Genomic DNA, 14,903 nt, shown 5'->3' on the forward strand with positions numbered 1-14,903 from the left:
ACCTTTGGCTACGTGAGTCGTTGTTTTTCAGGTATTATAAGCAAATTTGCAAAAATCACTTACCTGCTACTGATGTGAAAACCACCGGGGCGGGTTTTAGTCGTTATTAAGTTTTGAAATAAAAAGAAAAATTGTGAAGGCATCTTCATTCCTTAAATTATACAGAGAAAGCAGCGAAGTAAATGCTGTAGCAGAAGCTATTAAGCCTAATGAGAGTTTAAACATTCAATTAAAAGGCATAAGTGGCAGTCTGGATGCGGTGATTTTTTCTGCAGTATTTATGCACAATAAGCAAAACCACTTGTTGGTATTGCACGATAAGGAGGAGGCTGCCTATTTTCATACCGACCTGAAAAACTTTTTCCCGGATAAAGACATCTTGTTTTTTCCTACCTCATATAAAAGGCCGTATAGTTTTGATGAAACTGAAAATGCAAACATCTTACGACGTGCTGAAGTGTTAAACAGGATGAATCATAAATCTCCTTCCGGAGAAATAATAGTTACCTATCCTGAGGCACTTACCGAAAAAGTAATTAATAAAAGGTCATTACTCAAAAACACGTGGACTGCTTCCGAGGGTGATTCCGTCGACATTGAAACATTAAGTGAATTACTTATCTCCTACGATTTTGAACGGGCAGATTTTGTTTATGAAGCAGGTCAGTTTGCTGTGCGAGGAGGGATTATTGATATTTTTTCTTTTGCACACGACTTACCTTTCAGGATCGAGCTTTTTGGAGATGAGATTGATAGCATAAGAACTTTTGATCCTGAAACTCAAACCTCTCAGGATAATGTTAAGACCTTAAATATTATCCCGAATGTTCAGACCAGGCTTTTAGAAGAAACACGGCAGTCTATCCTCGAGTTTTTACCAAGAAATCTCAAAGTCTGGATAAAAGATGTTTCCCAGGTTTTAGACACTGTCGATGCATATTATAAAAAAGCAACGGAAGATTTTGATAGTGTATTAAAACAATCTATGGGTACTAAGGTTGTTCTCGATCCGAAAGATCTTTTCGAACAAAAAACTTCCTTTCTCGATCACCTTAATACTTATCCTGTAATCGAGTTTGGAAATAGATTTTACTTCGACGATGCACTAGCAATAAATTACGAGTCTGAATCCCAGCCAAGTATGAATAAAAATTTCACCTTGCTTGGAGACACCTTACTGGATTACCAGCAGAAAGGATATTCAAATTTTGTTATTGCAGAATCGCAAAGGCAAATTGAACGTCTTCATAATATTTTTGATGAGATCGACCCTCTAATAAAGTTCGAAGATGTTACTGCAGGCATAAGACAGGGTTATATCGATAAAATTCTTCAAATAACGTGTTTTACAGATCACCAGATATTTGAAAGGTATCACAGGTTTAAAGTAAAAGACAGGCATTCCAAATCAAAAGCATTAACTCTCCGTGAATTGTACACATTACAGCCAGGAGACTTTGTGACGCATATAGACTATGGAATCGGAAGGTTCGCAGGGCTGGAAAAGGTTGATGTAGGCGGAAATGAACAAGAGGCGATCAGGTTGATTTATCGGGATAATGACCTTTTATATGTTTCTATTCACTCGATTCATAAAATATCAAAATATTCAGGTAAAGAAGGAACTCCTCCGGTGGTATCTAAATTAGGGTCTCAGGAGTGGGATAATAAGAAAAAACGGGTGAAGAAAAAGGTTATCGACATAGCTGATGACCTTATTCAATTATATGCTAAGCGAAAAGCAACTGAAGGGACAGCTTTTAATAAGGATAATTATTTACAAGCGGAGCTGGAATCTTCCTTCATTTATCAGGACACGCCCGATCAGGCCAAAGCAACCGCGGATGTAAAGTCTGATATGGAAGAACCTCACCCAATGGACAGGCTTGTTTGTGGAGATGTTGGTTTTGGTAAAACTGAAGTGGCAATCAGAGCAGCGTTTAAAGCAGTGAATGATGGTAAGCAGGTAGCTATTCTGGTTCCAACCACCATTCTGGCAATGCAGCATTATCACACATTATCTGAAAGATTGAAAGAGTTTCCTGTGGTAATTGATTATATCAATAGATTCAGGACGACAAAAGATATTAAACAGATACTGAAAGAAACTGAAGAAGGAAAGGTCGACATTCTAATCGGTACTCACAGAATTGTAAATAAAGATGTTAAATTCAAGGATATTGGACTTCTGGTAATTGATGAGGAGCAAAAATTTGGTGTTAAAGTAAAGGAGAAGTTAAAGGAGTTCAGGGTAAATGTAGATGTGCTAACTCTGACAGCTACTCCGATTCCACGAACCCTGCACTTTTCATTAATGGGAGCCAGGGACTTAAGTATTATCCAGACTCCACCACCAAACAGGCAGCCTGTGACTACTGAGCTTCATACTTTTAATGAAGATATTATCAGGGATGCTGTGAGTTATGAACTTAGAAGAGGAGGACAGGTCTTTTTCGTTCACAACCGGGTAAACGACATCGAATCTGTTGCAAACATTGTATTAAAACTAGTGCCAGATGCAAGAATTGGAATTGCCCATGGTCAGATGCAGGGACATCAGCTGGAAAAAGCAATGCTGAGATTTATAGAGGGAGAATACGATGTGCTGGTATCGACCAATATTATTGAAGCCGGACTTGATATTCCAAACGCCAACACCATCATAATTAACCAGGCCCATATGTTCGGCTTGTCCGATTTGCATCAGATGCGAGGAAGAGTAGGGCGTAGTAATAAAAAGGCATTTTGTTATTTATTAACACCTCCAACAATTGGGCTTTCGACTGAGGCGAGGAAAAGATTAAGTACATTGGAAGAATTTTCTGACCTTGGCGACGGCTTTAAAGTAGCTATGAGAGACCTTGATATTAGAGGAGCCGGAAATTTGCTTGGATCAGAACAAAGTGGGTTTATCACTGATCTTGGATTTGACACTTATCACAAGATTCTGGATGAAGCTATACAAGAACTTAAAGAGAAGAAATATAAGGATCTGTTTGAGAAAGAACTTTCAGAGAAAGTTAAAAACCTGGTTCCTGATTCCAATATCGAGACAGATATGGAAATTCTTATTCCGGAAGATTACGTATCTAATATAGCAGAAAGGCTTAGTCTTTATAACCAGGCTGATAACCTTAAAACACAAGAAGAGCTCGATAAGTTTGAAAGAAACCTGAGAGACCGTTTTGGCCCGTTACCTGAAAGTGTAAAGTCGTTACTTGAAACAGTAGAATTAAGATGGATGGCTCAGCAGCTTGGGTTTGAAAAGGTAAATCTGAAAAATGGCGCGATCAAAGCGTTTTGCCCTCCGTCCGACAGGGAAGAATATTATAATTCAGCAATTTTTGGTTCAATCATTGGGTTTATTCAGCAAAACCCAAGGTTTTGCCGGATGAAGGAAACAGGAAAACGCCTGGTGTTAACAATACAAGATGTTGAATCGGTTTCTAAAGCAAAGGAAATAATGAAACAGATGATGCCTCAGGAAGTCGAGACATCTTAATTATTTTCATTAATGGCATTTTCAATTTTATCCACCATACGTTCTATTTCTTCTAAAGGAATAAAGCCGCGAGCCATAAGGTAAATTGTTTCTCCCGATTTCATAAAAAGAGTCGGATAACCTTTTACACCTAAAGCTGCTGCAAATTTAAATTCATCGTAAGTTTTTTCGAGGTATTCACGGCTGGTAAAGCGATTGTAGAAATCATCATAGTCCAGCCCACAGTCTTCAACTATTTTTTTGTAGTTCTCGACTTTATTTAGGTCTTGGCCTTCAAAATAAAGAAGAGATTGAATTTTGTGAGCGTATTCAATGCTTTTACTTCTTTTAATGGCTTTCATGGTTCGCAATGCCCGGGCTGGTACTTCAGAATCCATGACCATAGTTCCCTCTTTCAAAACACCGTCTACAAATGGTTTGCCGAATTTTACACCGGTTTTTTCTTCAACCGTTTTATATGCTCCGGCAATATATGGAGCTACAGCACCGATCGGGCCTACTTGTTCCCCTAGTATCATCCCACCACTAAGAACAGTTACATCAAAAGTGTCCTTGTGTTTATCAGAGAACCTTTTTATATGATCACTAAAGCCATAACACCAGCCGCATAAAGGATCAAATACGTAAATCAACTCTTTCTTTTCCATAGTTTGGTAAACGAATCTAGTATCCAATAGTTATGTTGATTATATACCGCTGGTAATAAAGCGGCTTGAATATTGATTTTTATAGAGCTATCTTACCCCCAGTGTTTTAGAACTACTGTTTAGTTAATTGCAATAATCATAGACATTTAATGATGAATGATTGTTTAATTTTATAGGTTTATCATAACAATTATTGTTTTTATGACTAATAGGTCAACTGCAGAGTTCTTACAATCAAATATTTAATTACAAAATTAATTCAAATTAAAATTTATGACCGATTATTCAGATGCAGGAAGCAGAGCGTCGGATTTCTTGAGGAAATATAGTAAATTTCTAATATTAGGTGTTCTGGTTCTTATTACAATCGTAACCACTGTTAAGCCAGTAGGGACGGAAGAGGAGGGAGTTGTCATTTTTCTGGGTAAATATTCCAGAACTGTCAACCCCGGGTTGAACTTCATATTACCGTTTGGAATAGAGAAAATGTACAAAATACCTGTACAAAGACAATTAAAACAGGAGTTTGGATTCAGAACAAAGGATGCAGATGTTAGAACAACTTATTCCTCTGGAAATTTTGCAGACGAATCATTAATGCTCACCGGAGACTTGAACCTGGCTGATGTCGAATGGGTAGTGCAATATAGAATCGTCGATTCTTATAATTACTTGTTTAAGGTGAAGGACGCTGAAGACGCATTACACGATATGGCTGAAGCAGCGATGAGAAAAATTGTTGGTGACAGAACTGTAAACGAAGTGATTACTATCGGTAGACAGGAAATTGCCACAGAAGTTGAAAATCATTTACAAAAGATGTGTAATGAATACGAAAATGGTATTCGTATAGATCAGGTGGTATTACAGGATGTTAATCCACCTGAACCAGTCAAACCTTCTTTCAACGAAGTGAATGAGGCTCTACAGGAAAAAGAAACTTTAATAAATCAGGCAGAGTCTGATTATAACAAAGTAATTCCACGAGCTCGTGGTGAAGCACAGCAAACAATTGAGCAGGCTGAAGCTTATTCATTAAACCGTATAAACAGGGCAAAAGGAGAGGCAGAAAGGTTTAATTCACTGTATCAGGAATATATAAAGGCCCCTGATGTCACAAAAAAGAGAATTTACTTTGAAACAATGGAACGGATTTTACCAACAATTGAGGGTAAAACAATTATCGATGAAGGCGGAAGTAATGTACTTCCATTATTAAATCTCAATAACTCATCAAATAGCAACAAATAATGAAGAAGTCTAAAATAATATTATTAGTTATAGGAATAGTGGTTGTTATTGGTCTTTTAATGAGTACATTCATCGTAAAAGAGTCAAAACAAGCCATTGTTACCCAATTTGGAAAACCAGTTGGAAAACCAAGAATAGAGCCTGGTTTATATTTTAAAGTGCCATTCGTACAAAAAGTACAATTCTTTGACAAACGATATTTAAAGTGGAATGGCGACCCAAACCAAGTTACAACAAAAGATAAGAAATACATTTTTGTAGATACTTATGCAAGATGGCAGATCACTGATCCGTTAAGGTTTTTTATTCGTTTGCGAGATCAAAGGTCTGCTCAATCAAGGTTAGATGATATACTGGATGGTGAGACAAGAAATGCTGTAGCCAGTTTTAATCTTTTGGATCTTATCAGGTCAACAAACAGAGATCCGGTTGTATCAGAAGACTATCTGCAGGAGTTGGATGAATTGGATGAGATATCAGTTGGAAGAGCCCGAATTGAAGATATGATTCTTGAAAAAGCGAATGAACGGACATCTGATCTGGGAATCAAAATTCTTGATATTCGATTTAAAAGGATGAATTATGTTGATGAAGTTCGTGATCGCGTTTATGACAGGATGATTAGTGAGCGAAAAAGAATTGCTGATCAATTCAGGTCTGAAGGTCAGGGTGAAGCCAGTAAGATTAAAGGTAATAAAGAACGGGACCTGGCAAAGATCCAATCGGAAGCATTTGAACAAGCAGAAATCATAAAAGGTAAGGCAGATGCTCAGGCAACTTCTATCTACGCATCGGCATATGATAGAAATGCATCTTCCAGACAGTTTTATTCTTTTCTTAGAGGAATGGAAGCACTGGAAAAATCCTTTGACGAAAAGACGAATCTTGTAATCACCACAGATAGCGATCTGTATAAATATTTAAAAGAAGCAAATTAATTACCAGACCTGTCTGAAAATTAATAACCCAATGAAGCAAGCATTTAATAGCAGTGATGCTACAGTGTTTTGCTTCATTGTGTTTTTAAAGTTAACCACTTTTTCTCCCCGTTTTTTATAACTCCAAAACCAAACAGCCAAATTAAGTTGTACCGGAATAGTGCATACGAGCACCCAAATGGCATACCCCGCATTGTCTCTGGAGAAAAGAAAGATTACCAGGCCTAGCCCTGCTAATGTTAAGAGGATAGATGAGAAAATAAAAGTGCCTTTAATACCTAACGTCAGACTAATTGTGTTGTCGCCTCTTTTTGAATCTTCTTTATGTTGATATATCTGTGTTATAGGATATGATCCATATAACATGAGGGAAGCAATTACTGCAGAAATTAATATTTTAGGTTGTATTAATTCTGAGAAAGGTATTTGTGGATTATTAATTATACTTACGCTCATCACTACCCAGGCACCCTGAAAAAACCCGACTACTAACCAGCTCAGCCAGGGGTATTTTTTTAACCTGATTTTTGGGTAACTATATGCTCTTGATATAAGAATATAAATAAGGCAAACCAAAAAGAATTTTATTCCGATAAAAAAGTAAGCAAAAAGTAATGCTGTCAGATCAAGTATATTGGCAGCAATTAAAAGAGTTTTGTTCACTTGTGGAGGTCGTTCCAGTCCTCCGATACTTTCTTCATCTTTATCGTAATAACTATTGAATCCGTTACTGGCTGGATAGATCAGCAAGTGCCAGATAATAAATCCAATAACGCTATTTATAGTATTGATTTCATCAGAAACAAACAATCCCAGAAGAAATATGGGGGAAAGAAAGAGCGAAAAAGGAAACCTGAGATGTAAAAGAGTTGAAACTAATTTCTTATCCATTCCACTTTTTCAGTTATCGGCGTTCGTCTGCTTTGTGGCCATTTCTTATCAGTATTACCAATAAATAAAAATCCAAGAAGTTTGTCTTCAGAATCAAGACCAAAAAACTTTAATGCCTCTTTTTCATAGGTCACTCCTCCGGTACTCCAGTAACAACCAACTTTATAAGCTGAAGCAGTTAGCCACATGTTTTGAACAGCACAGGCCACTGAAATTATTTCTTCAACTTCGGGAACACTTTCCTTCGGATCCCTTTTCATGCCGATAGCTATGATATGACTACATTTTAAAGGCTTTGTTTTAAGTTTTTCGTAAGTTTTTCCTTTAAAATCTCCACGTTCAGTTGATAGCTTTTTGTAAAGTTCTGACTGAAAATCTGCAAGTTTTTGTAATCCTTCTTCTGAAAAAACAGAAAACCGCCAGGGTTGTGTCAATTTATGAGTAGGTGCCCATTTAGCTGCCTCCAGCATTTCATTTATAATTGAATCATCTACGCGCTCTTCTGTAAAAGCAACCGGGTATACAGAACGTCTGTTTTGAATAGAATTTTTTAATGTAAGTATTTCCTGACTATTGTCGGCCATTTATATCTGTCGTTTTATTCTAATTATTATATTTGGAAAGCAATTTAAGAAATATAATGACAAAAATAATTTCTTTCATATCTCGTAAAGGGGGAACAGGAAAAACTACTAATGCAATTAATCTTGCAACAATGTTCCACTCCCTGGGCCATAAGATCGCTTTGATCGAAACGGACAACAACTATACTCTTAATACACTGAGAAAAATGGAGTTGTATAAGACCGGAGCCAATGAACATAACCTTTTTCCGATCATTCCATCATTAGATGAAAATGCTATTGAGGAGATCGAAAAATTAAAAGAAGATGGTCTTGATTATATCTTAGTAGATAGTGCGGGTAAAACAACTGATAAAAACATAAAAAAGCTTTGTATTGCTTCTGATGTTGTGATTGTACCAACAAGCCTTTCTCCAAATGACCTTTTGGTCACATATCAAACGGTGAAAGATCTTCAGCCTGCCAGAGAATTTAATGATAACTTAAAAATATTGGTTCTTCCAAACAGGATTCATTCTCAAACAAGAAAAGAAACGATTGCCCAGGCTACAGAAGAACTAGAAACTATCGTATTAGGAAACAAGGTTCCGATGAAGAACCTCTTCGTTAATTTTTCAACAATATTGTCTGAAAAAGAATATTTACCTGTGGCAAAGGAAATTCTGGAACACGTTTAATTTTTTAATTATGGCTAAAAAAAGCACTCTTAAAGACCTGAACTCATTTTTAAATCAACAACCGAAAAGGCTTGATGCTGATTCCGATTTAAAACCAACTAGTGTGGACTTAAATAGTGTAAAATCTATTGCACAAGCGATTACTGAGATCACAAAAGATAGCGGCCTTGAAACTGCAGCTGTGTTAAGCACGATCGTTGAAGAAGTATATGAAGGTAAAAAAGATAAAAATGCAGAAGATTACCTCTTACTCAATAGTGCAGCTTATTTGAATGCTAAAAGCTAATCGCTTTCTTCCTTATAAATTTCTTTGATTAGATTTTCATATCTTTCATGAAGAACTTTTCTCTTTAATTTTAATGTTGGAGTAAGTTCTCCTGACTCAATTCCCCAAACGTCGGGAACGAGAGCATGTTTCTTTATTTTTTCAAATTGAGCAAACCTTTCGTTAGTCTTTTCAACAGCCTTTGTCATTAATTCCTTGATTTCGGGCTTCTCAATCAGATCATAATTAGATTCAAAACTAATATTATGAGATTGTGCGTAGTTAGTTAATGTGTCAAAATCAGGGTGAATAATAGCTCCCGGAAACCTTTCGCCTTCTCCTATTACCATACAGTGTTCAATAAATGGAGATTCTTTCAATGCATTCTCAATTACCTGCGGAGCAATATATTTGCCTCCTGACGTTTTAAACATTTCCTTTTTACGGTCCGTTATTTTAAGGTACTTTCCATCAACCATTTCGCCAATATCACCGGTCATTAACCAACCATCGTCATTAAAAGTCTTTGCCGTCAGCTCAGGTTGCTTATAATAACCCTTCATTACATTAGGTCCTTTTACCAGAACCTCTCCATCATCGGCAATTTTAACATCAACTTTATCAAGAGGAGGTCCTACACAACCGATTTTTGGATCATCGTATAGACTAAAACTCACGCCAGGGGAGGTTTCTGTTTGTCCATACGCTTCAAGTATTGGCATATCGGCCGCCCAAAACGCTCTGGCAATTTTTGATTGAAGGGCTGCAGCACCTGATACGATAAATACAATTTCATTTCCAAGCGCTTCCTGCCATTTAGAAAAAATAATTTTCCTGGCGATTTTTAGCTTAAACTTATAGAAAGAGCTATTGCCGTTTGTTTTATATTCATCAGCTAAATTAACTGCCCAGAAGAATAAGGACTTTTTAATTCCGGACAGCTCTCGTCCTTTAGAGACAATTTTTTGATATACCTTTTCGAGTAATCGGGGAACAGTGGTAAATAAATGTGGCTTGATCAATTTAAGGTCTTCACCAATTGTATCAATCGATTCAGCATAATAAATTGAAACCCCCATATAAAAATACATCCCGGAGGCTGTCCGCTCAAAAATGTGGCATAGTGGTAAAAAGCTTAGGGCTTTAGACTGATATGATGGAAGGACTTTCGGAAATATTTTTGATACACCGATAAGGTTACTTAAAATGTTGCCATGACTGAGCATTACTCCTTTAGGCTTTCCGGTGGTTCCTGAAGTATAAATAATCGTTAATAAATCTTCAGGACTTACTGCAGAGATGTTGCTTTCCAACTCCTCGACTAACTGGTCAGTTAATTCTAATTCATTCAGATAATCATAGAAATACTTATAACCCTGATCTTTTAAGAAGCAAATAACTTCTGCATTGATACCTGCCTGCTCTAAGCCTTCACTTGCCTTATCTGCTAGTTCTTTATCTTCGCAAAAAACAATTGATACCTCAGCTTCGCCGAAAATGTAAGCATAGTCTTCAGCAGTAATAGTAGGATAAACAGGAACACTCACTGCTCCGATATGCTGAGAACCAAAATCCACAACATTCCATTCTCTACAATTATTACTTATAATTCCAATTTTAGTGTCTTTTTTCAATCCATCCTGGAGCAACCTCAAGGCGAATCTTCGGCATTCTCTAATTAGGTCTTCAGTCGACCAGGCATCAATTTTACCGTTATGAATATTTGCTACCGCTACATCCTTGGGATAATGTACTTGTTGAAAGTATAAAACATCGAAAACTCTCTGAGGTTGATTCATATTTATCATGGTTAATAGATACTAATATAATCTCTGCTTATTTATAACCAAAACCACAGGGTCATTTTCCATTAACAAAATGTTGTAAATAGGAAAAACGACTGGTTAATTTACCTCCCTTGGTAATAGTAGCGTTTTTAACGACAAGATTATCTATATCATTTTTTGTTAAAGCACCAATTACATTTTCAGTAAGCTGTCTGCCAAAATCTTCTGAAGCATCCCGTGGCAATTCACATGGCAAATTATCGACTGCCATTACTGTTACATTGGCTTCATCAGAGAAGGGAGCTTCTTCCATACCTTCAGATTGATTATAATCGTAATATGGAGAATCAATGGTAGAAGGTCGTATTGTCGATGGTATTGAACCTTCAATATCGCATGTAATATCAGCTATTACCTTTATTTTGAAGCTTCGGTCAAGCATATTTTCCTGTTTAAACAATACAGGCTGTGATGGGTCCCAATATGCCCCGGCAATTAGTAGGTCTGCATGTTTTGTAAAATCAAGAAAAGTTGAAAAATATCTTTCCGGATGATTATGGAATTCTGTTTTATTAAAAAGACCTTCATCTTTTTTCTTATGATAATCCATGCTGCTCAGTTGAGTATAAACCGCATGGTCATAATTTTCTTCTAAGAATTGTTCTGGGCTAATTTTTCTGATACCCATACCATTTAATACCTCCATCGCTCCTTTGGATACTCTACCACCTCCAGTTAAAGCAATTTTTATCGGGGGCAGATCTACTTTGGCGTATTCACTTTTGAGTTCTTTTAAATCGAAACAATCCCGAGCCCTTCTTAATTCAAATAGATTATATCTTTTTCCATATGTAAGAATACCATTGTAAGCACCAACAATACCTGCCCAGCGACCGAAGGCAACAACTCTTGCTCCCTGGGGGTTTGTGAGAACTTCATAATCAATTAAAGTAATATTTTTTTCAATTATTTTTTGAAGAAGTTCACGGTTATATTCCTGCATTTTAATTGTGTGAGAAAAGAATAAATAGGTCTTATCTTCGATAAGCCATTCTTTTGGCACTTCTTTTACCCCTAAGAGGATATCTGCATGTGAAGGGTCATCCATTGGCATTATGCCGGCATTAATATATTCATCATCTGAGAAACAACGTATATCAGATGGCTGGAAATAGACGGTTACATTTGTATATTTTTCATTAATTATTGCAGCCTGTTCAGGTGTTAAAGGGACTCTTCGATCAATAGGCCTTTTACCCTCTTTGATCAAACAGATTTTTATAGTACTTTTCATTCAAATGGTGGGTTAATGGTTTTTATTATTATTTTAAATTGGTTGATATTTTATTTCTTGCACAGTTTCCTGGCGGACACGCAAATTAAGGAAAAGACTCGAAAACTAACAGGACTGAGCAAACGACAATACAGATTGATTTATACGATATTCAGTACTATTCATTTTTTCATTCTTCTCCTTATTTATATTCTATTACCAAAAGAAAAAGCCCTTACTTTACCTTATTCAAATCTGATTTTTGTTGTGTCTCTAATTGTTGGCCTTTTGATATTAGGAAGCTCTTTTAAAAACATTTCTGTAAAAGAATTTTCCGGTTTAAAAGAAGGTAAAAATAAAGGCCATTTAATTAAGTCAGGCATTTACAAATATATTCGTCATCCGATTTACACAGGAACGTTATTAATAATTTTCGGATGGTTATACAGTTCTTTTAATATTTACAGCTTATCAATAGTAATAGTTTCAATACTGTATTTGCCGATTGGTATTTGGCTCGAAGAAAGGAAGCTAATAAGAGAATTTGGAATGGAATATATAATCTATAAAGGCCGGGTGGGCGGAATATTACCAAAATTAAAAAGCCGGAACTAATTTGTTCCGGCCTGTATATTTTATCCTAATTTTTCAACTGCGGTTATCATTCGATCTGTGCTTTCTTTTAAGCCTAGAAATGCAATAATGTCCATAAGGTCTGGACCGCCACCCTGGCCGGTTAAGGCCAATCGAATGCAAGGCATTACCTTACCCAACCCAATGTTACGGTCATCGACAATGGTCATCAGTGTATGTTTTAATTTTGCCGGGTCTTCAGTGTTTTCCTCTTTTATTTTTTCGGCAAAATCCATAATTATTTCAGCAGCTTCATTATTCCACTTTTTTCGGACTAGCTTTTCATTGTATTCAGTTGGCTTTTCAAACAGATACTTAGACTCTGTATACATTTCAGGAATAAATGTGACTCTTTCCTTCATAAAAGAAGCTATTTTAGCACACTTTCCTTCCTCACAATCAATATTTTTTGATTCCAGAAATACTTTTAGCTCTTTGCCTATTTCATCATCACTTCTCTCTTTCAGATATTGCTGATTAAACCATTTTGCTTTTTCTATATCGAACTTAGCACCGGCTTTTTGAATTCTGTTTATATCAAAAAGCTCAATCAACCTTTCTTTAGAAAATATGTCTTCGTCATTTCCAGGATTCCACCCTAATAATGAAAGAAAGTTTATAAAGGCATCGGGTAAATATCCAGATTCTTTATATCCATAACTTGTTTCTTTTTTTTGAGGGTCAGTCCAGTTCAAAGGGAAAATAGGGAACCCTTGTTTATCTGCATCCCGTTTGCTAAGCTTCCCGTTTCCATTTGGTTTTAATAGTAAAGGAAGATGGGCAAATTCTGGCATTGAATCTTCCCAGCCCAGGTATCTATATAATAAAACGTGAATTGGTGTTGATGGAAGCCACTCTTCTCCACGAATCACGTGAGTTATTTTCATTAAATGGTCGTCGACAATATTAGCAAGATGATAAGTCGGCATTCCATCTGATTTTAGTAAGATTTTATCTTCAAGTGTTCCGCCATGCACTTTTACATATCCACGAATCATGTCTTTAAAACGTATCTCCTCCTTAGCCGGAACGTTAAGCCTTACTACATACGGGTCACCATTGTCTATTCGCTTTTGTACTTCCTCCGGACTTAGTGTAAGAGAGTTGGTCATTTTAGTCCTGGTAAGAGCATTGTATTGTTGATTGGCTACTTTAGCTTCTCTCAATCTTTCTCTCATTTCTTCAAGATCTTCCGGAGTATCAAATGCATAATAAGCCTTACCATTATTAACTAACTGGTCAGCATATTTTTTATACAGGTCTTTTCTTTCAGATTGTCTGTAAGGGCCAAAGTCCCCGCCTTGAGCCGGGCCTTCGTCTGGTGTTAAGCCTGCCCATTCTAAAGCCTGGATTATATAATCTTCCGCACCTTCAACATATCTATTCTGATCAGTATCTTCAATTCTTAAAATGAAAGTGCCGTTGTTCTTTTTAGCAAAAAGATAATTGTATAAAGCGGTCCTGACTCCTCCGATATGAAGTGGGCCTGTAGGACTTGGTGCAAATCGTACGCGTACGTTACTCATTTTGGGAATATTTTTATATCAAATTTCAGGGGTACAAAATTAACAGAACCTTATTAATTACCCTAATGAATACTCTTGTCATTCAATACTCTTGACAAGGCTTTTCGTGCCTTTTGCGAATGCATATTAAAATTCACCACAGTTATCAGGTAATTGCCAAGCCCTAAAAGAAAAGCGAATCCGGCATGAAGAATATTTTCTTTTGCGAATAAAAAGTAGAAACCTAAAGCAAGAGCCATAGTTGTCCAAAACGCAAAAAACATTTTTGTTGATGGCATTAGCCTGTACTTCAGGAACAATATACTTCCATGTGAGGTTGCTTCAATTTTACCGATTAATATAGGGTTAAAATTTTCAGGCTTTACCGTTTTTTTACTTATCCGAAAGGAGTTTTTACCAATTACCCCCTGAAAAAGGAAAGAGGCAGATGAACCATCTACCTCTTCATATTTTATATTATGTGTTCTCTTATTAAGAATTGAAACTACTTCTTCAATGTTATATGAAGATACCAGAGTTTCATTTTTAGCTGGAAAAACGCCCATTATTTAACTGCAATACAAGATATTTCAACATTAACATCTTTCGGTAGCCTGGCTACTTCGACCGTTTCCCTTGCTGGAGGCTCATTTTTAAAATAAGCAGCATAGCATTCATTTATATCACTAAACTGGCCCATATCTTTGATAAATATTGAGCACTTAACAATGTTATCGAAACTCATGTCTGCTTCAGATAAAATTGCCTCAAGATTTTTCATAACCTGGTGGGTTTCCTGAGTAATATTATCATCAAGAATTTCGCCGGAGGCTCTGTCGATGGCGATCTGGCCGGATACGAAAAGCATTCCGTTCATCATTACAGCCTGGCTATATGGCCCTATCGCCTCAGGTGCATCTTTAGAGTGTATAATTTGCTTTGCCATAATT

The 14,903-nt window shown here is 36.5% G+C and carries 14 protein-coding genes; 6 read left to right on the top strand and 8 right to left on the bottom strand.

Going from position 1 to position 14,903, the window contains the following annotated elements; all coding sequences use genetic code 11:
* The first annotated feature begins 133 nt into the window (after nucleotides 1-133).
* Nucleotides 134-3,502, top strand: coding sequence for a transcription-repair coupling factor (gene mfd, locus DCC35_RS02245; RefSeq protein WP_137089257.1), 3,369 nt, complete (start codon nucleotides 134-136; stop codon nucleotides 3,500-3,502).
* Here mfd and DCC35_RS02250 read toward each other — a convergent pair.
* Nucleotides 3,499-4,149 carry a DsbA family protein gene (locus tag DCC35_RS02250; RefSeq protein WP_137089258.1) on the bottom strand — a complete coding sequence of 217 codons (651 nt, stop codon included), beginning with the start codon at nucleotides 4,147-4,149 and terminating at the stop codon, nucleotides 3,499-3,501. The two genes, mfd and DCC35_RS02250, sit on opposite strands and share 4 nt — an antisense overlap.
* A gap of 273 nt (nucleotides 4,150-4,422) precedes the next feature.
* Between DCC35_RS02250 and hflK the strand changes: the two genes are divergently transcribed.
* Both hflK and hflC read left to right on the top strand, forming a co-directional pair.
* Nucleotides 4,423-5,400: an FtsH protease activity modulator HflK gene (gene hflK / locus DCC35_RS02255; protein WP_137089259.1), complete on the top strand. Its 978-nt coding sequence runs from the start codon at nucleotides 4,423-4,425 to the stop codon at nucleotides 5,398-5,400.
* The gene (hflC, locus tag DCC35_RS02260; protein WP_137089260.1) at nucleotides 5,400-6,338 is read left to right on the top strand and encodes a protease modulator HflC; all 939 of its coding nucleotides are present in this window, start codon (nucleotides 5,400-5,402) and stop codon (nucleotides 6,336-6,338) included. Before hflK ends, hflC begins: the two co-directional genes overlap by 1 nt.
* On the opposite strand, the gene DCC35_RS02265 is transcribed toward hflC, so the two are convergent.
* Nucleotides 6,339-7,229 carry a UbiA family prenyltransferase gene (locus DCC35_RS02265; protein WP_137089261.1) on the bottom strand — a complete coding sequence of 297 codons (891 nt, stop codon included), beginning with the start codon at nucleotides 7,227-7,229 and terminating at the stop codon, nucleotides 6,339-6,341.
* Nucleotides 7,214-7,813 (bottom strand): nitroreductase family protein, encoded by a 600-nt coding sequence (locus tag DCC35_RS02270; RefSeq protein WP_137089262.1) that lies wholly within the window; start codon nucleotides 7,811-7,813, stop codon nucleotides 7,214-7,216. Before DCC35_RS02270 ends, DCC35_RS02265 begins: the two co-directional genes overlap by 16 nt.
* Before the next feature lie 56 nt (nucleotides 7,814-7,869).
* Here DCC35_RS02270 and DCC35_RS02275 point away from each other — a divergent pair, with 56 nt between their 5' ends.
* Nucleotides 7,870-8,490, top strand: coding sequence for a ParA family protein (locus DCC35_RS02275; protein ID WP_137089263.1), 621 nt, complete (start codon nucleotides 7,870-7,872; stop codon nucleotides 8,488-8,490).
* A gap of 10 nt (nucleotides 8,491-8,500) precedes the next feature.
* Nucleotides 8,501-8,776 (top strand): hypothetical protein, encoded by a 276-nt coding sequence (locus tag DCC35_RS02280; protein WP_137089264.1) that lies wholly within the window; start codon nucleotides 8,501-8,503, stop codon nucleotides 8,774-8,776.
* Here DCC35_RS02280 and DCC35_RS02285 read toward each other — a convergent pair.
* The gene (locus DCC35_RS02285) at nucleotides 8,773-10,554 is read right to left on the bottom strand and encodes an AMP-dependent synthetase/ligase (protein ID WP_137089265.1); all 1,782 of its coding nucleotides are present in this window, start codon (nucleotides 10,552-10,554) and stop codon (nucleotides 8,773-8,775) included. The two genes, DCC35_RS02280 and DCC35_RS02285, sit on opposite strands and share 4 nt — an antisense overlap.
* 61 nt (nucleotides 10,555-10,615) lie before the next feature.
* A complete protein-coding gene (locus DCC35_RS02290; RefSeq protein WP_137089266.1) occupies nucleotides 10,616-11,836 on the bottom strand; it encodes an NAD(P)-dependent oxidoreductase in 1,221 nt (406 codons plus the stop codon).
* Nucleotides 11,837-11,851: 15 nt separating this feature from the next.
* On the opposite strand from DCC35_RS02290, the gene DCC35_RS21980 reads away from it, so the two are divergent.
* The gene (locus DCC35_RS21980; protein WP_137089267.1) at nucleotides 11,852-12,430 is read left to right on the top strand and encodes a methyltransferase family protein; all 579 of its coding nucleotides are present in this window, start codon (nucleotides 11,852-11,854) and stop codon (nucleotides 12,428-12,430) included.
* 20 nt (nucleotides 12,431-12,450) lie between these two features.
* Here the strand turns inward: DCC35_RS21980 and gltX are convergent, their stop codons facing one another.
* The 3 genes from gltX to DCC35_RS02310 form a co-directional block, all read right to left on the bottom strand.
* Entirely contained in the window at nucleotides 12,451-13,974 is a 1,524-nt protein-coding gene (gene gltX, locus DCC35_RS02300) for a glutamate--tRNA ligase (RefSeq protein WP_137089268.1), read from the bottom strand.
* 62 nt (nucleotides 13,975-14,036) lie between these two features.
* On the bottom strand, nucleotides 14,037-14,519 hold the full coding sequence (locus DCC35_RS02305) for a hypothetical protein (protein WP_137089269.1): 483 nt from the start codon (nucleotides 14,517-14,519) through the stop codon (nucleotides 14,037-14,039).
* Nucleotides 14,519-14,899, bottom strand: a complete 381-nt coding sequence (locus DCC35_RS02310) for a RidA family protein (RefSeq protein ID WP_137089270.1) — start codon at nucleotides 14,897-14,899, stop codon at nucleotides 14,519-14,521. Before DCC35_RS02310 ends, DCC35_RS02305 begins: the two co-directional genes overlap by 1 nt.
* Nucleotides 14,900-14,903 lie beyond the last annotated feature (4 nt).

This window comes from Mangrovivirga cuniculi (assembly GCF_005166025.1).
In the GTDB taxonomy this organism is placed as follows: Bacteria; Bacteroidota; Bacteroidia; order Cytophagales; family Cyclobacteriaceae; genus Mangrovivirga; species Mangrovivirga cuniculi.